Consider the following 20,869-nt stretch of genomic DNA (forward strand, 5'->3'; position numbering starts at 1 on the left):
ATGCCCGGAACCGCCTAGCGATTTCTGAAAAATCTTTTCGGGGACTCTTTGGCCAGCGCCGCTGGATGTTTCCGGCCGGCGCTGACGCCAGCGACAACACTCATGACAAGCAGACACAGCCAGGGTTAAGGACGTCGTTGTTCGCACCGGGAATGCAATACAACTTCGAAATGCGCGCGCCGTTGCGCAGCACCTCCAGCAAGTCCTCGGGGCTGCCGTATCCGGTACCGAATGACACGCACTGCTCCACCGGCGTCGCGGTCGGCCTGGCAGTGATGCACACCACCGGATCGATGTCGTCTGGCGCAGTATACGGATAGCCCATGTTCTGGCAGCGCGCCGCCCTGCCGGCATCGGTACCGGCGGGTGGCGGTTCATTGGCAAACAACCAGGTGCGCGGCGCCATTACCAGGACTTCGCCAGCCCCGGTGCTTCCGGCTGGCAGGTTCCAGGCGAGGATGCGCAGCGTCAACGGCCCATTCGGCACCGTCGTCGTATCGAATTCCAGCGATGCAGAGCGGCCGTCTGCGGCGACAGAAAACCTTCCTAACTGAGGCGTCAGGCTGGCTCCAGGCACCAGTTCTGCATTGCCGATGTTCTCACCCTCGATGGTCAGCACGGTGGTTCCGGCCAGGCGTGCACTGCCGGCAGGCGCGGCAAACGAGGAGATGGTCACGGCCGAGGGCGCAGGTGGCATACCCGAAGGTCCGGGCGATCCCGGTGGCGACAGGGTCAGGATGGCGCCGCTGTCGCCGCCGCCGCATGCCGCCATCGCTGCAACAATCAGCAAGGCCAGTGCCGTCTCGCGATGTCTCATGAAATTCCCCGATCCGGAACATCAACTCCCATGGTTCATGGCTGATGTCGTTGGATGAAGTGTGGGGTCCGGACCTCGCTCGTCATTTGCGCCAGATGAACAAACCAGGTTCATTGCCTTGTGGCGCGCCAGCTAAAGCATTACTAGCCTTTCATTTTTTCCCATCCATAGCGGACAGCAGCCTTCGACTGTTCCCATGCCGGGCCGGCGTTGCCGGACTCCCATCCGCGCTGCGCTTCCGGTTCGACGTCGTTCCAGTTGTGATAGGCCTTGAATGCTTCCTTGTTGCGCAGTTCGGCACCGAATCTGTACGCCGGAATGAAGTCTTCGTAGCGCCCTCCACCCGGCCCGTATGATTGCATCCAGTGCATCCGGTAATCAGCGTCCGACGGCGGCTGCGCGGCATGCCGCGCGCGCTCGGCCCGGGCTTGCTGGTCGGTGTATGGCTTCGCATTCGGGTCGTAGCGCGACCAGCCTTCCGAGCGCCAGTGCGCCGTCCGCTCCTCCATGTCGACCGGATGAAACTGCCCCATCACCTGCCGTGCAAGCTGCAGCTGCGCTTCTCCCTCTGCTTCCGCCGTGACCAGGAAGCTGCCGCGGCGCAAAGCCTCCGCATAGGAATGAGCATGCTCGTGCCCGGCATCCAGGCCGAACAGGCTGCGAAAGAAATGCCCGATGTTCCACCCTTCGGAAGATGGCCAGTCAGGATCACCCAGCGCCTTGCGCCGCGCGGCCACTGAATCCTGGTCCGGCGCAATCTGCACGGCCGAACTCCCGAAGCCAGCGGAAAGCAGCGCGCCGGCCGCATCGCGCGCATGGGTGTAGTCGTCGAATACACCAATGACTGCGTTTTCCATCTTCACTCTCCTCGTCACTTGAACAATCGGCTAGCGGATCCGCGCACTGAGTCCCTCGCAATGAGTCCCTCGCACTGAGTCCCTATCAGTCACAGACAACAAGGCGCCCAGGCGAGTTCTACCGCCAGGCAACCGGGGCGCGACTCGGTCAATGCGGCGGCGTCCATCAGAGCGCCGACAGGGACGCCTTCCCGCACCTGGAAATCAGGTTCCGAGTTTCTATTCAGCAATAAGGTGTGATAGGCTGAAACAAAAACAAGCTGCGCGAAATCAGCATCCCCATGCTGATGCGTGACGGCCATCAAAAAAATTATTTCAAACTGAGGAGACAGCATGCAACGCAGGAGTTTCATTTTGGGCGCCGCCGCAGGTGCAGCGACGCTGGCAGCACCCTGGGTACACGCACAACAGCAAGCGCTGCGCATCATCGTCGGCTTTCCGCCGGGCGGTGGCACCGATGCCCTGGCACGGGTAATCGGCCAGAAACTTTCCGAATTGTGGAAGTCGCCGGTCGTGGTGGAGAACAAGGCTGGCGCCGCCGGCGTGATTGCCGCCGACTACGTCGCCAAACAGGCGCCGGACGGCAACACGGTACTGATGGCCCATATCAACAGCCACGCAATTTCGCCGGGGCTGCAGCCGACCATGCCTTATAACGCAGAGCGTGACTTTGCTCCGATCGCGCTGGTTGGCGTGACGCCAAACCTGCTGATCTGCAACGATTCCCAAGTCAAGACGATGCAGGGCATCGTCGAGGCGTGCAAGCGCAATCCGAACAAGATCACGTTCGGCTCGGCCGGCATCGGCTCCAGCCAGCACCTGACCTGCGAACTGTTCAAGCTGCGCGCTGGCGTCGAAGCGCTGCATGTGCCGTACAAGGGTTCCGGTCCGATGCTGGTCGACCTGATGGGCGGCCAGATCAACTACAGCTTCGACACGATGACGGCGGCGACGCCGCATGTGAAAGGCGGCAAGGTCATCGCCCTTGCACAGACGCGAACCAAGCGCTCCAAGGCATATCCCAACGTTCTCACCATGGATGAGCAAGGCTTTCCCGGCTTTGAATCGACCACATGGTACGGACTGGTCGGTCAGGCAAAAATGCCGGCTGCCACGATCAAGCGCATCAACGACGACGTGAACCGGATCATGGCAATGCCGGATGTGATGGCCAAGATGGAGCAGTACGGCGCCGAAGATGGCGGCGGCTCGCCGGAGAAGTTCGGCGAATTCATGCACAACGAACGCATCAAATGGGCCAAGGTCATCAAGGATGCCAAGGTGACGCCTGCAGGCTGATCACTGACCTGAAGTCCGGTTCACCCGATGCCGGCGGAATCTCCCGCCGGCACCGGCAATGATTTTCAGACGGGGCCTTGCCGCCTCCCCCAACTCTCTCCCGCACACCGTCCCGCGCGCCGTCCCGCGACCCTGCAGGCCTGCCGTGCCCGACCGCACCGACCGCACCAGACGGCGATGCGGCGCTGGCAGCCCGCCAGTATTCCACCAGTCTCCCACCGCGATCAAACGACCCGCAGGGCAAAATGCGTCTGCCGGCCGAACCGCCCATGGAAAAAATGGTCGGATAACAAGGACGGGGGAAATGGACAAGCCAATGCTCAACGGAAACCTGAACGCGGATGGCACGGTCGAGATCGAAATTGGGGGCGGGAGGGTCTGTCTCGGCGCTTCCGAACTTGACCACATGCTGCAAACCCTTGGCGAGCTGAGGGCGCGCATGCCCGACGAAGTGTCGCAGACGCAACCGCAGATAGAAACCGTGCTGGCCAATCCGCTCTATTCGGTGCGGCTGGACAAGCAGAGAAAGGCCTGCCTGCTTTCGCTGCGCCATCCGGGGTTCGGGTGGATCAACTTCGAATTATCGACGCAGGAAGTCCTCAACATGCGAACCCTGTGGAATCAGATCGTCGACCGCATGGAACTGGAACCGCCGGCCGGATATTACGATGGCCCCGAGCGGCGGCAGGCAAAACCGCATTAGGTCCGGAATCGAGCCATCCGCGGCGTAACAGCATCCGCATCCTGGCAGGCGATGCGCTTGCGGCGATTGCAAAACCGGACGCCTGCCCCGAAGATGCACGGGTAGCGTCAATCTGGCGCCCATCAGCCCCGCAAACCATGCACGTACCCCTTGCCGTCCTGATCGACTTGCTGCATGGCGCCGCCGACGGCGCACTGGCTACCCACTCCCTGCAGCTGCCCGGCTACCCCTATGTCAGCGCCGTGCCCTTCGTGCCCGATGCTTCGCACCGCCCCTTGTTCTTGCTGAGCTTGCTGGCCGAACATACGCACAACCTGCTGGCCGACCCGCGTGCCTCGCTGGTAATCAGCGAGCCCGGCGAGCAATCCGTTTTGCAAAGGGCGCGGGCGACGCTGATCGGGGATTGTGTCGAGCTAGCACTGTCCGATGCCGAGGTGGCCCGCTATCTGCGCTACTGCCCGGAGGCGCAGCAATATCTGTCATTGGGTGACTTCCGCTGGTTCCGGATGCAACCCGAACGCGCGCGCTTCGTCGGCGGATTCGGCAGGATGGGATGGCTGGAAGCCGGTGACCTGGATGTCGCGCCACTGGCCCGGCTGGACGAACAGCAATTCCAGGCGCAAGTGTCATCGACCCTGGCCCTGGGTGTGCGCTTTCTTGGCGTCGACCCATACGGGGTGGACATCGAGAGCAATGGCCAGCGACAACGACGCAGCTTCGACAGCCCTGTCGCCGATACGGATGCTGCTGTTCGAGCCTTCAGGCGACTCGCAGCGTGAATCGCACCGTCTGCTCGATCACCCCGAAGGCGGGCGGGTGCGCACGCGCAATGTACGCAGCCGGCTTCGGCTATTCTTTTTCAATCCCGGCCCTGCGGATGATGTCGCCCCATTTCTTCGCTTCCGACAACTGGAAGCGCGACAACTCCTCCGGCGAGGTGATGAACACTTCGGTACCGGTATTGGCATAAAAACTGGCAGCGGCAGGATTTTTCACGGCAGCGGCAAACAACTCATTCAGTCGTTTCAGGATCGCCGGCGGCGTCCTTGCCGGTGCATAGGCAGCGAACCAGTAGCTGATGTCGTATCCCCTGACACCGGCCTCGTCAATGGTGGGCACGGAGGATAGCAATGGGGAGCGGGTGCGCGCGGAATAGCCGAGTGCACGCAGCTTGCCGCTCCTGATGTGCGGCAGGCCGGTTGCGGAGTCGGTGATCATCATCTGGATCTGCCCACCGAGCAGGTCGGTGACGGCAAACGTGTTGCTCTTGTATGGAACGTGGAGCAACTGGATGCCGGCCATCTGCTGGAACAACTCGCCAGCCACCCTGCTGGAGGAACTGCCGCTGCCAAAGCTGAGTTTCCCCGGCTGGCTTTTCGCCATTGCCACCAGCTCCTTCACCGAGTTCACGCTGGACGAACTGTTGACCACCAGGAATTGGCCGCCCTTGCCCAGTCCGGTCACCGGCGCAAAATCGCGGACCGGATCGAAAGGAAGCTTGCGGTACAGGTGTTCGCCGGCCGCATGCGTGGTGTTGGTCGCGATCAACACGGTATAGCCGTCAGCAGCCGCACGTGCTGCGGCTTCGGCGCCGATGAATCCATTGGCACCCGGCTTGTTGTCGACGATTACCTGCTGACGCACCTCGGCGCTGATGGCCTGACCCAGTGCGCGCGCCAGCTGATCGGTGGCAGTGCCGGCCGCGAAAGGAACGATGAAATGAATCGGCCTGTCAGGAAAATCTGCCCGTGCCGGCCCCGCAACCATTACCAATGAAAGGAAGGACACCAGCACACATGGCAGTCGGCGAAAGTTCAGCAAGATCCGGTCTCCGGTTGTGATCGCGCCGGGCGGGCAGGCCGTGGCTGGACCTGCAGCAGCCGAGGCGGCAATTGTTTTAACATCATGCAATTATACGAGCCGAATCCAGCGCTTATCCTGTGCTTTTTCACCACCTCCAACCAGAACACGCTCGCCATGCAGCCAACCAGAAACCCGGCATCCGGCAAGGACGTCTCGTGCGGCACGCTCGTGCTCAATGTGCGCGGCCAGATACTGCTCGGGCACGCCACCAACACCAGCCACTGGGATATACCGAAAGGCTTGCAGGACCCGGGCGAATCGCCCTTGCAAACGGCAAAGCGCGAATTGTTCGAAGAGATGGGCGTCGCATTCGACGACAGCCTGTTCGAAGACCTCGGTGTATTTGACTATCGGCGCGACAAGATGCTGCACTTGTTCAGGTTGCTGGCACCGGCGTCTTTCGACAGCCTCGACGGCCTGCACTGCACCAGCCATTTTCCCCATCACCGTACCGGTCAGCCGGTGCCGGAAATGGACCGCTACTGCTGGGCCACCCGCGACCAGATCAGCCAGCTGTGCGCGCCGCGCATGGCGGCGCAGCTGCTCGCGCTTTCGTGGTGACGTCCGTGGTGAAAATCCGACTGGAATCTGGCCCGGGTTGGGCTGCCGCAAATAGGCGACTCGCAAGCCGCCATTAGCCCTATAATTATTGCTTCGCAACAACTTTCGGGTTTTCAGATGGCTGAACTGGTGATACGTCGACTGCTCATAGACCTGAAGGCCCCGATCGACCGACATTGGTGCGGCGGCGACCCGTTCCGGACGGCGATGCTGAACGCGCTCTCGATGAGCTTTCCGGTTGGAGAGAATTTCTTCATCAACTCGGTGAAAGCGGGCGCGGCGCTACTTCCGGAAAGCGAGCGCGCGCATTGGGCCGGGGAGATCCAGGGCTTCATCGGCCAGGAAGCGACCCACCGCCGCATCCACGGGCTGTTCAACGAACAACTGGCGGCACAAGGACTGGTCGACAGCTGGACGCCGCGGGCGGCCGCCAGGATGAAGATGATCGAGCCCCTTCATCCGACCCACGCCCTGGCAGCAACCGCAGCCACCGAACACTTCACCGCGATCATGGCGGGCTACCTGTTCCATCACCACCAGGAACTGGGCGAGATGGAGCCGCGCCTGAAATCCATGTGGATGTGGCATGCCTCCGAGGAATCAGAGCACAGGTCGACCGCGTTCGACCTGTACTGCGCCGTGGGTGGCACCTACGAGCGCCGCGTATGGTGGATGAAGCGGATAACGTACGTGATGGTCACCGAGACCCTGCGTCAGACGCTGAGCAACCTCAAGCGCGACGGCACGCTGTGGCAATGGCGCACGTGGAAGAACGGCGCCTCCTTCCTGTTCGGAAAGAAGGGCATGGTGCCCCTGCTGTATCGCCCGTGGAAGGATTACTTCAAACCTGACTTCCACCCGAGCCAGCATGACGGCAGTCCCGGCCTGCAATGGCTGGCAGCAAACAGCGGCGAATTCAGCATCGTCGGCGCCGGCGCCGAGCCAGCGGCTGTGAGTGAGGCTCAGGCACGGCAAGTCGCCGCCTGAACTTCCCGCCCTTGGCTTGGGCGGCGCCTGCGCCGACCAAGCCAGGCAATGCCCGCTAACGCCTATTGGACCAGATGCAGCCGGCTCTCGGGCTCGGACAAGGTCGGCACCGGCTGCACGCCCAGCATGGCGACCAGCGCCCGGGTGTTGGCATCAAGGATGAAATCGGCCGACGAGCGCGCATCGAGGATGTGCTCCGGCGCCTGCGATTTGGCAACCGCGTAACCCTGCACGTAATCGACGCCGATCTCGGCCAGGGTGCGCACCGTCTCGGCGTCCTCGGCCCACTCGGCGATCACCTTCATGCCGAGGTTGCGGGCCAGCGTGACGATTGCCTCGACGATCGTGACATTGGCCGGATCGGCATTGATGTCGACAATGAAGCTGCCGTCGATCTTGACCACGTCCGCACGCAACTGTTTCAGGTACGAGAATGACGTATAACCGGCGCCGAAGTCGTCCAGCGCCACCTTGGCACCCAGCTTGCGCACATTGTGGATGAAGCGGCTGGTGATTTCCAGGTCGTGCAGCGCCACGCTTTCGGTGACCTCGATGCACAGCCGGGGCGCGGCCTGTGGATAGTTGGCCAGCATTTGCAGCGCATCCGCCACGAAGCGCTCGTCATTGAGCGACGCACCCGACAAATTCATGCAGACGAACCTGTTGCGCGAGAGCTTGCCCCAGTTCTTCTGTATCCATTCCAGCGTGGTGGACATCACCCAGCGGTCGATGGCCGCGGTGCGGCCGCTACCTTCGGCGGCCGACAACACGCGGCTGACCGGCACCTGCCGGCCCTCTTCGTCGCGCATGCGCAGCAGCACCTCGAAATTGAGCGAGCCGTACGGGTCGATCAGAGACATGATCGGCTGCATTTCCAGGTACAGGCCGTTGGTGACGCGACCGGTGGAGAACTGCTCCATCAGCGCCAACTCTGCCTCGTGCTCCTTGAACACGGAGGCGCCACGCTCGCAAATGACCAGTCCCTGCTTGCGCTTGGCAGCGCGGCAGGTGCTGTCTGCGCTCGACAAGGCATCCTTGATCGGGGTGCCGGGCGCGAGTTCGATAGCGCCAATCGAGCCGCGCACCTGGAACGCCTTGTCGGCTACCTGGAACGGCGTTTGCGACAGGGAATCCACCACCCCGCGGCAAATCAACTCCGCGAACTGGATCGTGGTGTCCGGCATCAGCAGCACGAATTCGTCGCCGCCTACCCGCCCGAATCGCTGGCCATCGGTCAGCAGCTTCTGGATCCGCTCGCATACCTGGCGCAAGACCTCATCCCCGGCGGAATGGCCAAACAGTTCGTTGATCAGCTTGAAACGGTCGAGATCCAGGTAAGCCAGGACGAACGAGCGATCCGGCGGGGTCAGCCTCATGCCCTCTTCGTAAGCAAGCTCGATGCCGCGCCGGTTCAGGATCTTGGTAAGCGGGTCATGGTGCGCCAGGAAACGCATGTGCTCGTTGGCCAACGACTGCTTGGTCACGTCCTGCAGCGAGCCCTCGATGACGCCGTTGGCAAAAGTGGCCGACAACATGAAACGGCGATCGCCGGCGCGGTTCACGAGTTCCATTTCGACCCGGCCTTGCTCCCGCAGCAGGCGATACATCTGCACCCACGCCGCTTCGCCGAAATAGGCACTCCACGGCTTCTTGCCGAACGCATCCTGGTTGGTGCCGAGCATCTCGTACAACGCCGGGTTGGCTGCAATGCCGGTACCGTCGATCAACAGGCTGAACAAGCCCACCGGCATCGCATCGAAAGTCTTGCGCAGCTTGGCCTGCACTTCCAGCCGCTGCTGGTGCTCATTGCGGATCTGCTCGGCAATCGCCACCGCCGTCAGCACGGAGGATGCAATGGCGCCGGTCACTGAATTGATCAGCAGGGCAATTTCCTTCTTGCCGACCGCCGCGGCGATGACCTCGGCCATCGCCGAAAACAGCGTAATGCCCAGCGATGCCGCGTACCACATCACAGTGGCGGTACGGATGGTCGCCACCAGGAACATCAGGCTGGCCGACATCAGCAGCAGGCCGATGCTGGTGAATGCCCACATGATGGGCAGGAAATCCTTGTACGGCAGGACAATCGCGACCACCAGCAGAGGCAGGCACAGCCACTGCGTGGCACGCAGCAGTTTGCGCAACACGACGTTCGACAGCGCGTCCTTGAACAGGGTCTGGAACATCAGCAGCGTCACCAAGCCGTGCAGGCTGATGGTCAGCGCCCGTATCGTGCTCAACCAGGCGGGCGGAATTTCCTGCCCCAGCCATTGAAAGTCGGTGCCGGCCGACATTGCCGCCACCCGCAGGTTAAGCACCAGCCATACGGCAAACAGCACATACAGGCTCTGGCGGTTGATCAGCGCCATCAGCGCCACGAACACCGCCAACAGCAACAAGCCGCCGTCCAGCAAACCGGACTGCCGGTGATGCGAGTCAGCCGACAGTTGCACCTGCTGTACCGGCCACAGAGTGGCGTTCAGCCGCGCCGGCCCCGAGAAAGTCCCGCGGCATACCAGCTCGCTATTGCCAGCCGGAACGCTCAACTGGAAGCCGGCCTTGACCGGGAATATCTGGCCGGTGGCCCCGCTGCGGTGCCCCTCGCCGAGCAACATGCCGGAGCCCGCATCCCAGCAGGCGATCGAGGTAGCGTGGCGCGACGGAAATTCAACCGCCGAAGGAACTTCGGGCGCAACCTGGAACGAAAACCAGACCGGCGCCTCGCTGCGACGGGTTTCGTGATGCGTGGATTCCGGCCGGGTATGCAGTTGCCGCGTCGCGTCCTCCACGGACAGCGGACTGGCGCTCTCTACCAGGACCTGCATCGACAGCGGGATGCCCGCCGGGGCTACGTAGGCGCTATCCCAGGCGAACAATCCAAACAGCGATACCAGGGCGATCGCAATCGGCACCAGATAGAGCGAGATGACGTGCAGTATCCGGTCCAGGACCGCATGGGCCCTGGACAGCGTGCTGGCAGTGGAGCTCGCCGTTGACATTGAATTTCCCCCTGATGAATGCGCAACTACCATCCATATACCGCATTTTCCAGCGGGAAACTAGTGCCTGACTACACGAATGTGCGAACGTCGGCCAAAAACATCGCTTTTAGGCCCAACGCAGCGCCGGCTCTATTTGTTTCGAGCGCTGAACACACAATTGTTCAAGCATAGGTCCCGTGACGGGCGCTTCGATATTGATGTCCGGATGGCGGGTGTGGCGGAAATAGCCCAGCAGCGGGTGATTGGCAGCACTCCAGCGTTCTTCACCCGTGGCAATCTCGAAGGACATCACCCGGTGCGGCAGGTTGGCGCAGTGGCTCATCGGGATCATGCCGATTTCCGGAAACACATCCTCGAACATCAATTGGGAGTATTGGCGATCGATCGGGTGGCGTGCCACCAGCGTCGCGAATTCAAAGCCATTGGCCGCGCAGTATTCAAACAGGGCCTTGACCAGCGCAATCTTGACCGCGCGCCCGATGTGCCCGTTTTGCACTCCCAGGCGGTTGACTTCGGCCAGCCTGCGCCCCTGGAAACGCGCTGGCAATTCGACCGATGTTTCCAGCGGCAGCGGAGCAAAGTCATTGGTCTGGATGCGCGCCGTGCCCATGGGTGAGCCATCCAGTTTGGCGCGCGCCAGGAAAACAATGGTACCGGGCGCAAAATCGGCGGCTTCCGCCATCACCAGCTTCTGCGCCAGTTCAGGCAGGTGGCGCGCATAGGCGTCGTGACGAATGCGCACGGCATCGGCCAATTCTTCCGGATCTTGCACCACCTGGATCGAAAACGGCAGGATTTGCTCGCTCAGCGTAGCCGTTCCGCGCGAATTCCAGCCATCAAGCGCTGCTGGCTTGAAGTTGAGGGCGGCGTTGTTGATAAGCTGGGCTTGGGCTTGGGATTGGCTGTTCATCATTGACTCCTGAAAGTGAAAAATACGAGTGGGTTGAGTGGACACCGTACGGTGTTGGGCTCATATTGCATCTCGGCAAGTTTCTTTTCCAGCAATAAATGGTAAAAAGTTGCGTTGTTACAGAAAATATGCCTTTTCAACGAGCAAACCCTCACTTTCCCTTCACTTTGTAAAGAGGCTCGACCTTCCCGAGCACCAGCCGCGGCCGGTTGGCTTCCGGCGCGCTCAATGGCGCTGTTTCCTGCATGGTCTGCAGCGATCGAACCGCCAGCTCCTGGTACTGGCGCGTGCCCTCGACCTTCCATGCCAGTTCTTCGTCCGTCACCTGCCGCAGCACCCGCGCCGGCGTGCCCACCACCAGGCTGCGCGGCGGAATCTCCATCCCGGCCTTCACGAATGCCATTGCCGCCACAATGCTGTCGGCGCCGATCACGGCCCCATCCATCACCACCGCGTTCATGCCGACCAGCGCATTGCGACCAACATGGCAGCCATGCAGCACGGCGCCATGGCCGATATGGCCGTCTACCTCGACCACGGTGTCCGAATCCGGAAACCCGTGCATGACGCAGGTGTCCTGCACATTCACGCCCTCTTTCAGTACCAGGCGCCCGAAATCGCCGCGCAGGCTGGCGGCCGGCCCGATGTAACAGCGTGGCCCGACGATGACATCGCCGATCAGGATGGCGCTTGGATGGACAAAGGCAGTGGGATCGACGACCGGCGTGATGCCGTTGATGGAATAGACCTTCAGCATGGATTCCTCGAATTGTTCCTGGTCAGCGGCGAGTGTAACGCGGACCGCAGCGACCGCGATCAGTCCAGCATACAATCAGGCCTCGCGCAGGTACGCGAACGAGCACCTGCCACCGCCATTTTTCCCGCCATCACATCAGGAGATCACATGAATTCGCGCTGGATCGATATCGACACTGCCAACGGCAACAACTTCAAGGGCTACCTTTCCCTGCCTCCCACCGGCAAGGGTCCCGGGCTGGTGCTGATCCAGGAAATCTGGGGCGTCAACAGCCACATCCGCGCAGTCGCCGACCAGTACGCGGCGGACGGCTACGTGGTGCTGGCGCCGGACGTGTTCTGGCGCATGAAACCCGGGGTAGACCTCGACTACAACGAAAGTGACACCAAGCATGCGTTCTCCTACATGCAAAACCTGGACTTCCCGAAGGCGGTTGAAGACCTGACCCGCGCGGTGCAGGTGTTGCGCGGTCTGCCCGAGCATCACGGCGGGGTTGCCTCGCTCGGCTTTTGCATGGGCGGACTGCTGTCCTACCTGTGCGCAGCGCACGCCGGCGTTGACGCTGCGGTGTGCTACTACGGCGGCGGCATCAGCAACAAGCTGGACGAGGCCGATCGCATCAAATGCCCGATCCTGTTCCACTTCGCTGAAAAGGACCATTACATCCCGGCCGATGCGGTCGCTGCCGTCAAGGCGGCATTCAAGGACAAGCGCAATGCCGTGATCGAGACCTATCCGGATGTCGACCACGGCTTCAACTGCTGGGGGCGACCCTCCTACAACCAGAAGGCCGCTGCCGTTGCGCATGGCCTTTCGCTGTCCTTCCTCGGAAAGGTGCTCTGAGTCATGACGTCACGCTTGTTCACCCCGCTGGAGATCGGCCCGGTCACGATGGCGAACCGCATCATGATCGCGCCGATGTGCCAGTATTCCGCCATCGAAGGCAGCGCCAGTTCGTGGCATACGGTGCACCTCGGCAGCCTGGCGCTGTCCGGTTCAGGGCTGCTGTGCCTGGAAGCCACCGGCGTCTCGGCCGAAGGCCGCATCACGCACGGTTGCCTGGGCCTGTACAGCGACCAGAACGAGGCTGCACTGGCACAGGTGCTCGCTCATCTGCGCGCAGTGTCGCCGATCCGGCTCGCGATCCAGCTTTCGCATGCGGGCCGGAAGAGTTCCAGCCGTGCGCCGTGGGAAGGCGGAACCCTGATCTCCCCGGAAGATGGCGGCTGGTTGCCCCTCGCTCCTTCTGCTGTTGCGCAGCGCGACGGTGAAGCGCCGCCGCGTGCGATGACGGCGCAGGACATCACCAAGCTGGTCGACGATTTCGCCCGGTCCGCTGCGCGCGCGCGCCGGCTGGGCTTCGACGCCGTCGAACTGCACATGGCACATGGTTACCTGCTGCACCAGTTCCTGTCACCGCTCGCCAACCAGCGCGAAGACGAATATGGCGGCTCGCTGGAAAACCGCATGCGCTTGCCACTGCGCGTGTTCGACGCGGTGCAACAGGCCTGCGGCCCGGACATGGCGGTCGGGATCCGGCTTTCGGCAAAGGACTGGGTCGAGGGCGGATGGGATGTAGAGCAGAGCATCGTGCTGTGCCGTGAGCTGGATCGTCGCGGCTGCCATTTCTTTGACATCTCGTCCGGCGGGGTCTCGCCGGCGCAGCAGATTCCGGTCGGGCCAGGCTACCAGGTACACTTGGCCGAAGCCATCAAGCGTGAAGTGAAGGCGCCGGTGATTGCGGTGGGCCTGATCACCGAAGCGGCACAGGCGGAGGCGATTGTTGCCGATGGGCGCGCCGATGCAATTGCGATGGCACGCGGCATGCTGCTGGATCCGCGCTGGCCGTGGCGTGCGGCGCTGGAACTCGGCGGCACCGTGACGGCCCCGAAGCAGTACTGGCGTTCGCTGCCGGCGGGGACGTCGAAGGTGTTCGGCGATATCCGCAGCGCACAGCGCTAGGGCCGAGTGGCGGGTGCCGAATGTCGAATGCCGAGGCTCGGCATTCGAATTCTCATGAGGAATTCAGCCCGGGCCCTGGCGATCCACCTGCAAACGCCCCACCACTTTCAGGTTCCCCTGCCCGTCCACGCTGGCAATCACCATCTCGCCCGACGCGACCGAAATCCCGGTCAGGCGGTTGATGTTCGCATCGTGCGTCACCAGGACCAGGTTGCCGCCGCCGGGTGGCTTGCGCAGGGCTTTTTTCAAAGCGCGGAGTTTTTCCTCGTCCGAGCCCTCGGGATCGTTGAACATCGAGTCCAGCATGGCGGCCGGCTGAACCTTGCCGAAGGCCAGCCGTGCTGTATCCAGGCAACGACACCAGCGGCTCGACCACACTTCGGAAACGGCAATGCGCCGATTCCGAAACGCGTCGCCAATCCGTTTTGCCGCCGCCCGCCCTTCGGCGGAAAGATTGCGCTGCGTGCTGCAGTCATCCTTGCGGAATCCGGGCGGGTCGCCGATGCCGGCTACGGTCGCGGCGTGCCGTATCAGCACCACATGATTGCCCGCCGCCAGTGCAGCCCAGGCCGGATCTTCCCCGGGCCGGCTCGCACCCGCGACGAACGGGGTGAGCGCAAGGACAAGCAGCAACAAACCCTGGCGCCACATTGCCATGACCGTCAGCTCACCTTCGTCAGTCCCAGGCTTTCGATCGTCTCTTTTTCCAGCTGGTAGGTTTCGCGGGCAAATTTGGTGTAGCCCTCGCTGTCGAGATAAATGACGGGCTGGTCGAATTTTTCCAGCGTCGCGAGCACGGCCGGGTCGTCCAGCGTCTTGCGCAAGGCCTCATTGAGCCGCTTCGTCAGCGCCGGGTCCATCCCTTTCGGGCCGGCGATGCCGAACGGCGAATCGGAAACGGTGGCATAGCCCAGTTCATCCAGTGTCGGCACATTCGGCCAGCGCCTGGTGCGCTTGCTGCCATAGGTGGCGAGCAGCCGGCAGCGGCCGGCATCGACCTGCGAGGCCCAGCCGGTTGCATCGCTGTGCGCCATCACATGTCCGCCCAGCACTGCCTGCATGCCCTCGGCATTGCCTTTGTAGGGAATATGCAGCAACTTGATGCCGGCGCGCCGGGCAAACTGCTCGACCGCCAGATGCGGCGTTGTGCCGGTGCCGGTCGAGCCGTAGCTGAACTTGCCCGGATTGGCTTTCGCATACTCGACCAGGTCCTTGATGCTCATGATCGGCGAGTCCGAGCGCACCACCATGCCAAAGGTATAGCCAGTCAGGCAGGCAATATAGGTGAAGTCTTTCAGCGGATCGAAGTTCACCTTCTGCATGTGCGGAATGCGGAACACGCCCAGCGGAATCTGCGACAGCGTATAGCCGTCCGGCTTTGCATTCACCAGTTCCTGCGCGCCCAGGATGCCGCCCGCCCCCGGCTTGTTTTCGATGATGACGGTGCCGCCCAGCAGCTTGCCCAGGCTCTCGCCGAATGCACGCATGACGACGTCGGTCGAGCCACCGGCAGGCCAGGGACAGATCAGGCGGATCGGGCGGTTGGGATAGCCCTGCTGGGCAAAGACAGGGAAGGCAAGTGTGACGCCAGCAGCTGCGCTCAGGTTCAGGAAATCGCGACGGGTGAGTCCAGGACGTCTCATCACTTGCCTCCTTGTTGTAATCGAACGTATGTTCGTTTTGACTCAGTGTATCCACTCCCCCGGGAGGTGTAAACGAGATGTAATACGAGATGTAATCGGGATGCAATCGGAAGGAAAACAACATGGCGCGGCCGGCGCCTGGCCATGGCCTGGGCCATTCCTTGCTGCAGCTGGCGCCCGGGCAACTACGCAAAATCCCTGCTGCTGGTGGCGAGCTGGCCCAGCATCCATGACAGGTCGACAAAGCGCTTGGCCACCAGGTGGCGCACGCCACGTTCGCTTTGCCAGATGCCGTAGACACCCAGCAGCGAAGCGCCCAGCAATTCCTTGCGCTGCTGCTCCACCAGCGACGGCCACACGATCACGTTGACCAGCCCGCTCTCGTCTTCGATCGTGACGAACATCACGCCATTGGCCGTGCCCGGCCGCTGCCGCATGGTAACGATGCCGCAGCCGCGCGCGAACTGGCCGTTGGCGAAGGTGTGCAAGGTCTCGGCCGGCAGGAAGCGGCGCTTGAGCAATGCCGGCCTCAACAACGCCAGCGGATGCCGGCCCAGGGTCAGCCCCAAGGTCCGGTAATCCTGCAGGATCTCGTCGGCCTCGGACGGCGGCGCCAGCTCGATGGCATCCTCCCTTATCGTGGCAGGACGAAGCAGGCCCTTGTCCGGCGTGCCGGCCACCGCCTGCCACAAGGCCTGGCGCCGGTTGCCCGACAGCGCGGCCAGCGCATTGGCCGCCGCCAGCACCTGCAAGTCATGACGCGTGAGATGGGCCCGCAGGGCCAGGTCGCGAACGTCCACGAAGCCCCGCACCGCGCGCGCTTCCTCGATGCGCCACCCGGCTTCCTGCTGCAATCCACTCACCATGTTCAGGCCCAGTCTTACTGCGCAGACTGCCACCCCTGCGGCCGCGCTGCCCTCGTTGGCTTCCAGCGTCGCCTCCCAGTTGCTGGCGCAGACGTCGGCCGGCAGCACTTCCACCCCATGCCGGCGGCCGTCCTGCACCAATTGCGAAGGCGAATAGAAACCCATGGGCTGGCTGTTCAGGAGCGCCGCCAGGAAAGCCGCCGGTTGATGTCGTTTCAACCATGAGCTGGCATAGGCCAGCAGCGCAAAACTGGCCGCGTGGCTTTCCGGAAAACCGTATTCGGCGAAGCCCTGCACCTGGCGGAAAATGGCGTCCGCGAACTCGCGGGCATAGCCGCGTTCGAGCATGCCGTTGATCAGCTTGTCCTCGAACTTGCCCAGCCCGCCCTTGCGCTTCCACGCCGCCATCGCCCGCCGCAACTGGTCGGCCTCGCCGGCAGTAAAGCCGGCGGCCAGCATCGCGATCTGCATCACCTGCTCCTGGAAGATCGGCACGCCCAACGTGCGCGCCAGCGCTTTTTCCATGTCCGGGCTGGGATAGCTCACCGGCTCCAGCCCTTGGCGCCGCTGCAGGTAGGGATGGATCATGCCGCCCTGTATCGGCCCCGGACGGATGATCGCCACTTCGATCACCAGATCGTAGAAAGTGCGCGGTTGCATGCGTGGCAGCATCGACATCTGGGCCCGGCTTTCGATCTGGAACACGCCGACCGTATCGGCCTGGCTGATCATTTCGTAGGTAGCAGGATCCTCCGCCGGAATGTCCTGCATCTCGAACGGTTCGCCGCGCTGTGCGGAAACAAAAGCCAGCGCGCGTCGGATCACCGACAGCATGCCCAGGGCGAGGATATCCACCTTCAGCAGGCCGAGCGCATCGAGGTCGTCCTTGTCCCACTGCACCACGCTGCGATCTTCCATCGCCGCGTTTTCGATCGGCACCAGCCGCGACAGCTTGCCGCGCGAAATCACGAAGCCGCCCGGGTGTTGTGACAGGTGACGCGGAAAACCCATCAGCCTTTCCGACAGTCCCCACCAGTGGCGGGCCAGGTCGGACTCGGGATCCATGCCGTTTTCCACGAAACGCTCCGACAGCCCGTTCTTGCCATCCCACCAGCGATGCGATTTCGCGATCTGGTCGATCACGCCCTCATCCACGCCGAGCGCGCGGCCGACGTCGCGCATTACGCTGCGCGGACGGTAGCTGATCACCACGCCGGTCAGCGCGGCGCGGTCGCGCCCGTATTTTTCGTAGATGTACTGGATCACTTCTTCGCGCCGCTGATGCTCGAAATCGACGTCGATGTCGGGCGGCTCGTTGCGTTCCTTCGAAATGAAACGTTCGAACAGCAGGTTGCCGCGTGCCGGATCGACTTCAGTGATGCCCAGGCAATAGCAGACCGCCGAGTTGGCGGCCGAACCGCGCCCCTGGCACAGTATCTGGCGGCTGCGGGCAAAGCGCACGATGTCGTACACGGTCAGGAAATACGGCTCGTAGGACATCTCCCCAATCAGCTGCAACTCGTGCTCGATTTGCTCCTGCACCTTGGCAGGAATGCCGGCGGGGAAACGGCGGTGCGCGCCGATATACGACTCATGGCGCAGGTAGCCGGCCGGCGTCTGGCCCGGCGGCACCAGTTCATCCGGATACTCGTAGCGCAGTTCGTCCAGCGAAAAACGGCAGCGCGCAGCAAGCCTGACCGTCTCCGCCAGCGCAGCCGCCGGATACAGGTTCGCCAGCCGCAACCGCGAGCGCAGGTGCTGCTCCGCATTCGGCGCCAGTTCATGGCCACACTGTGCCACCGGCCGCCCGATGCGGATCGCGGTCAAGGTGTCCTGCAGCGGCTTGCGCGAGCGGCGGTGCATGCAGACATCGCCGCTGGCCACCACCGGCAGGTTCAGGTCCGCCGCCACCTGTTCCACGGTGCGCCGGTGCAGGTCATCCCAGACCCGGTGCAGGATGGTCAGCGCGATATATGCCCGTCCCGGGAAATGGCGTGCCAGCCAGGCGGCCTGCTGCTGCATCTGCTGCGCCGGCATCGCGTATTCAGGCACCAGCACCAGCAGGCAATGCGGCAGTCCGCGCAGATGCGCATGGGCTGCATCGGGCGCGCCCAGGTCGGCAGTGGCCAGGCAGTAGCTGCCCTTCTGCGCGCGGGTGCGGCCGAGCGTGATCAGCTCCGACAGGTTGCCGTAGCCCTCGCGATCCTGCGCCAGCGCAATCACCGAAAATGCCGGGCCGCCCTCTTCCTGCTGCAGCCGGAACTGGCTGCCGATCAACAGCGGCAGACCATGCTTCTTCGCCTCGATGTGTGCCCGCACCACCCCGGCCAGCGAGCATTCGTCGGTCAGCGCCAGCGCGCTGTAGCCCAACTGCGCCGCGCGCTCGACCAGCTCTTCCGGATGCGAGGCGCCACGCAGGAAACTGAAATTGGACGCGCATTGCAGTTCGGCATAAGCCGGCAACACGCCGTGCAGCAAGGATGCTTGCATGAATTTCCCCTCCCGCTCACGCAAACAGCCCGTGCAGGAACCAGCGCACTTCATCGCCGGCACGCTCGCGGTACACCCAGTAGCAGGCCGACTCCGCGCCGATGGCAATGAAGTAGTCGCGCGCAGCAAAATTTCCGTCCCACCAGCCGCTTTCGATGCGTTCCGGCGCGCTGGCCAGCCGCAACGGCGAACCATAGAAAGGACGATGCTCACGCACCAGCAGCGGCAGCGGTTTGTCCAGCAACCAGAACGGCCGCTCGGTCCTGGGCAAGGCATCGGCCGGCCGGCCCCGCTTGTCCGATGCCCGCGTCGCCGGCAACCAGCGATTGCAAACCTCTGGCCTGTGGTCCGCGACCGGCGCCGGCGCCAGCACGGCATCCTCGCCCAGCCGCGCCACCAGCAATTCCAGCAGGCGGTGGTAATCGGCCGGCGTACCGCCCGGCTCCGGGAACAGCGATGCCGTTGGCGGCGCCAGTGGCTGCAGTTGCAGGGCTTGCAGCCGCAAGCCGATCACCGGCGCCACCAGTTCCAGCCGCCCCAGCCTTTCCTTCAGCAAGCGCAGCAGGTGAGCTTCCTGCCAGGCCGGCTCCGCCAACGCGATTTCCAGCAGCGTCGGCGGCACCGCCGTGCGGCCGCGCTCATGCTCCATAGTCAGTTGCACGCAGGTCACCGCCAGCTGCTGCGCCACCAGCCAGCCGACCATCTGCAACAGCAGGCCGTTTGCGGAAAACAGGATGGCGTCTGCGTGTTCCGTCCGGTACGGCAGTTCGGCATGGGCGGCAAACACCGGTGGCGCCACCACCCATTCATGCAGCTCCGGTGCCTGTCCATAAGCCCGGTCCAGTTCCTCCAGCAGCAGTTTGCTGCTGCGCCGCTGCAGGCCGGCGCGCGGCAGGCGCCGCAATTCGCCCAGGGTGCTGCAGCCGATACCCTCCAGCCAATCCGCATGCGCTCGCGCCGCTGCCAGCAGGCCAAAAGGCAGCACATCCAGCACGGCAGCCAGCCGCTCCAGCCGTAGCACGCGCCGCCGCCGCAAGGGCTGGCGCGGCGCACAGGCCAGCAGGCGCGCGCCGAGCGCGGTCGGCGCCATCCCGAGCCGGGCGCTGTAACCGAGCGCGCGCAAGGTCGAACCCACGCGCCGGCACAAGGCCAGCCGGCCGCCGAAAGCGCGCAGGCTGGCGGTGACATCCAGCACCAGCTGGGCGTCGCCATCGAACGCCACTTCCGGCGTGTACTGCAACAGGCTCGTGACAATGGCATGCAAGGCCTGCTGCTCGCGAGCGGCATCGCGCTCGTGCAGCACCACTTCCGGCGCCAGCGCCAGCACGCCGCCGCGCCGCAAACCGGCGCGCACGCCCAGCGCCGCCGCCTCGCGGTTGAGCGCCATCACCCGCTCCTGTTCCAGCACTGCGCGCGGCCCGCTTTCACACCATTGCGGCTGGAACACTTCCAGCGGCAACAGGGGCAGGTGCACGCCTATCCACAGTCGCATGATTCCAATTCTGATTCGGGTAAGCCGCTGCCTGCGGCAGCGCAATGAACAAGGTCTCGTCCAGTTGCGGACCGCGGCGCTTGATGACTTGCAGCGCCAGTCCGCCCGGCGCCGGCCGCAAGGCCAGCCGCAACGGCGAGGGGGAGGAATCCTGGGCCGCCGCCAGCGGCCGCATCATCCAGAACAGCGTGTCGGCCGCCTGTGCCGCCAGGTGCAGCCGCCGCAGCGCTTCCGGCCGCACTTGTTGCTGCCACAACAGCAAGACGCCGCAACTGCCGTTCTTCAGTACCTGCTCGGCGCTCCACAGCGCATCTGCCGTCTGCCGCGTGCGTATCCACAGCAACTGCTGCGGCGCCAGCCCCCAGCCCTGCCATGCCGCCGCCTGCGGCAGGCAAGGCGGCTGCACCATCACCACGCTGCGCTTGCGGGCAATCGCCTCCAGCGCCGGCTGCAACAGGCGCAGTTCACCGATACCGGGCTGCTGCAACAGCAATTCGATCAGCGCAGCACCCGGCCAGCCGCCTTGCGGCAGCACGGCGTCCAGCACCGGGAAACCGGACGAAGTCGCCGCCGACTGGTACATGCCGACCTGGTTGGCACGCCAGACCGCATGGGCGAATCCGGAAGGGAGAGAGAGGGAGATAGCTGACATGGCTTTCC

General features: G+C 63.5%; 19 protein-coding genes. 7 read left to right on the plus strand and 12 right to left on the minus strand.

The features are described 5' to 3' along the window. Positions 1–100: 100 nt before the first annotated feature. The 3 genes from FVE66_RS08660 to FVE66_RS08670 all read right to left on the minus strand — a co-directional run bounded on the left by FVE66_RS08660 (position 101) and on the right by FVE66_RS08670 (position 2,027). Positions 101–817, minus strand: coding sequence for a hypothetical protein (locus FVE66_RS08660; protein ID WP_151446983.1), 717 nt, complete (start codon positions 815–817; stop codon positions 101–103). Positions 818–960: 143 nt separating this feature from the next. Then, positions 961–1,674, minus strand: coding sequence for a hypothetical protein (locus tag FVE66_RS08665; RefSeq protein ID WP_151446984.1), 714 nt, complete (start codon positions 1,672–1,674; stop codon positions 961–963). An 89-nt stretch (positions 1,675–1,763) separates the two neighbouring features. Continuing rightward, entirely contained in the window at positions 1,764–2,027 is a 264-nt protein-coding gene (locus FVE66_RS08670) for a hypothetical protein (protein ID WP_151446985.1), read from the minus strand. On the opposite strand from FVE66_RS08670, the gene FVE66_RS08675 reads away from it, so the two are divergent. The 3 genes from FVE66_RS08675 (at position 2,008) to FVE66_RS08685 (ending at position 4,455) form a co-directional block, all read left to right on the plus strand. After that, entirely contained in the window at positions 2,008–2,973 is a 966-nt protein-coding gene (locus tag FVE66_RS08675; RefSeq protein ID WP_151446986.1) for a tripartite tricarboxylate transporter substrate binding protein, read from the plus strand. The genes FVE66_RS08670 and FVE66_RS08675 overlap by 20 nt on opposite strands. Positions 2,974–3,277: 304 nt before the next feature. After that, complete coding sequence (locus FVE66_RS08680) at positions 3,278–3,676, plus strand: hypothetical protein (protein ID WP_151446987.1); 399 nt, start codon at positions 3,278–3,280, stop codon at positions 3,674–3,676. 137 nt (positions 3,677–3,813) lie between these two features. Then, on the plus strand, positions 3,814–4,455 hold the full coding sequence (locus FVE66_RS08685) for a HugZ family pyridoxamine 5'-phosphate oxidase (RefSeq protein ID WP_151446988.1): 642 nt from the start codon (positions 3,814–3,816) through the stop codon (positions 4,453–4,455). Between the two features lie 70 nt (positions 4,456–4,525). On the opposite strand, the gene FVE66_RS08690 is transcribed toward FVE66_RS08685, so the two are convergent. After that, positions 4,526–5,443, minus strand: coding sequence for a Bug family tripartite tricarboxylate transporter substrate binding protein (locus FVE66_RS08690; RefSeq protein WP_151447263.1), 918 nt, complete (start codon positions 5,441–5,443; stop codon positions 4,526–4,528). A 210-nt stretch (positions 5,444–5,653) separates the two neighbouring features. On the opposite strand from FVE66_RS08690, the gene FVE66_RS08695 reads away from it, so the two are divergent. Both FVE66_RS08695 and FVE66_RS08700 read left to right on the plus strand, forming a co-directional pair. Next, a complete protein-coding gene (locus FVE66_RS08695) occupies positions 5,654–6,100 on the plus strand; it encodes an NUDIX hydrolase (protein ID WP_151446989.1) in 447 nt (148 codons plus the stop codon). A gap of 117 nt (positions 6,101–6,217) precedes the next feature. After that, positions 6,218–7,087, plus strand: coding sequence for a metal-dependent hydrolase (locus tag FVE66_RS08700; protein WP_151446990.1), 870 nt, complete (start codon positions 6,218–6,220; stop codon positions 7,085–7,087). Positions 7,088–7,149: 62 nt separating this feature from the next. Here the strand turns inward: FVE66_RS08700 and FVE66_RS08705 are convergent, their stop codons facing one another. The 3 genes from FVE66_RS08705 to paaY all read right to left on the minus strand — a co-directional run bounded on the left by FVE66_RS08705 (position 7,150) and on the right by paaY (position 11,756). Beyond that, on the minus strand, positions 7,150–10,086 hold the full coding sequence (locus FVE66_RS08705) for a putative bifunctional diguanylate cyclase/phosphodiesterase (protein ID WP_161993226.1): 2,937 nt from the start codon (positions 10,084–10,086) through the stop codon (positions 7,150–7,152). 109 nt (positions 10,087–10,195) lie between these two features. After that, the gene (locus tag FVE66_RS08710) at positions 10,196–10,999 is read right to left on the minus strand and encodes an N-acyl amino acid synthase FeeM domain-containing protein (protein ID WP_151446992.1); all 804 of its coding nucleotides are present in this window, start codon (positions 10,997–10,999) and stop codon (positions 10,196–10,198) included. 151 nt (positions 11,000–11,150) lie between these two features. Continuing rightward, positions 11,151–11,756, minus strand: coding sequence for a phenylacetic acid degradation protein PaaY (paaY, locus tag FVE66_RS08715; RefSeq protein ID WP_151447264.1), 606 nt, complete (start codon positions 11,754–11,756; stop codon positions 11,151–11,153). Between the two features lie 147 nt (positions 11,757–11,903). On the opposite strand from paaY, the gene FVE66_RS08720 reads away from it, so the two are divergent. Together FVE66_RS08720 and FVE66_RS08725 are read left to right on the plus strand one after the other, a co-directional pair. Next, complete coding sequence (locus tag FVE66_RS08720) at positions 11,904–12,599, plus strand: dienelactone hydrolase family protein (RefSeq protein ID WP_151446993.1); 696 nt, start codon at positions 11,904–11,906, stop codon at positions 12,597–12,599. Positions 12,600–12,602: 3 nt separating this feature from the next. Then, positions 12,603–13,718, plus strand: a complete 1,116-nt coding sequence (locus tag FVE66_RS08725; protein WP_151446994.1) for an NADH:flavin oxidoreductase/NADH oxidase — start codon at positions 12,603–12,605, stop codon at positions 13,716–13,718. Positions 13,719–13,781: 63 nt separating this feature from the next. On the opposite strand, the gene FVE66_RS08730 is transcribed toward FVE66_RS08725, so the two are convergent. From FVE66_RS08730 to imuA, 5 genes are all read right to left on the minus strand, one after another. Beyond that, positions 13,782–14,375 (minus strand): histidine phosphatase family protein, encoded by a 594-nt coding sequence (locus FVE66_RS08730; protein ID WP_194164365.1) that lies wholly within the window; start codon positions 14,373–14,375, stop codon positions 13,782–13,784. A gap of 5 nt (positions 14,376–14,380) precedes the next feature. Then, positions 14,381–15,361, minus strand: a complete 981-nt coding sequence (locus FVE66_RS08735) for a Bug family tripartite tricarboxylate transporter substrate binding protein (RefSeq protein WP_151446995.1) — start codon at positions 15,359–15,361, stop codon at positions 14,381–14,383. 185 nt (positions 15,362–15,546) lie between these two features. Further along, positions 15,547–18,717 carry an error-prone DNA polymerase gene (locus tag FVE66_RS08740; protein ID WP_151446996.1) on the minus strand — a complete coding sequence of 1,057 codons (3,171 nt, stop codon included), beginning with the start codon at positions 18,715–18,717 and terminating at the stop codon, positions 15,547–15,549. 16 nt (positions 18,718–18,733) lie between these two features. Then, entirely contained in the window at positions 18,734–20,209 is a 1,476-nt protein-coding gene (locus FVE66_RS08745) for a Y-family DNA polymerase (protein ID WP_151446997.1), read from the minus strand. Beyond that, entirely contained in the window at positions 20,142–20,861 is a 720-nt protein-coding gene (gene imuA / locus FVE66_RS08750; RefSeq protein WP_151446998.1) for a translesion DNA synthesis-associated protein ImuA, read from the minus strand. Before imuA ends, FVE66_RS08745 begins: the two co-directional genes overlap by 68 nt. Positions 20,862–20,869: the final 8 nt, after the last annotated feature.

The sequence above is a fragment of the Lacisediminimonas profundi genome, assembly GCF_008831265.1.
GTDB lineage: Bacteria > Pseudomonadota > Gammaproteobacteria > Burkholderiales > Burkholderiaceae_D > Lacisediminimonas > Lacisediminimonas profundi.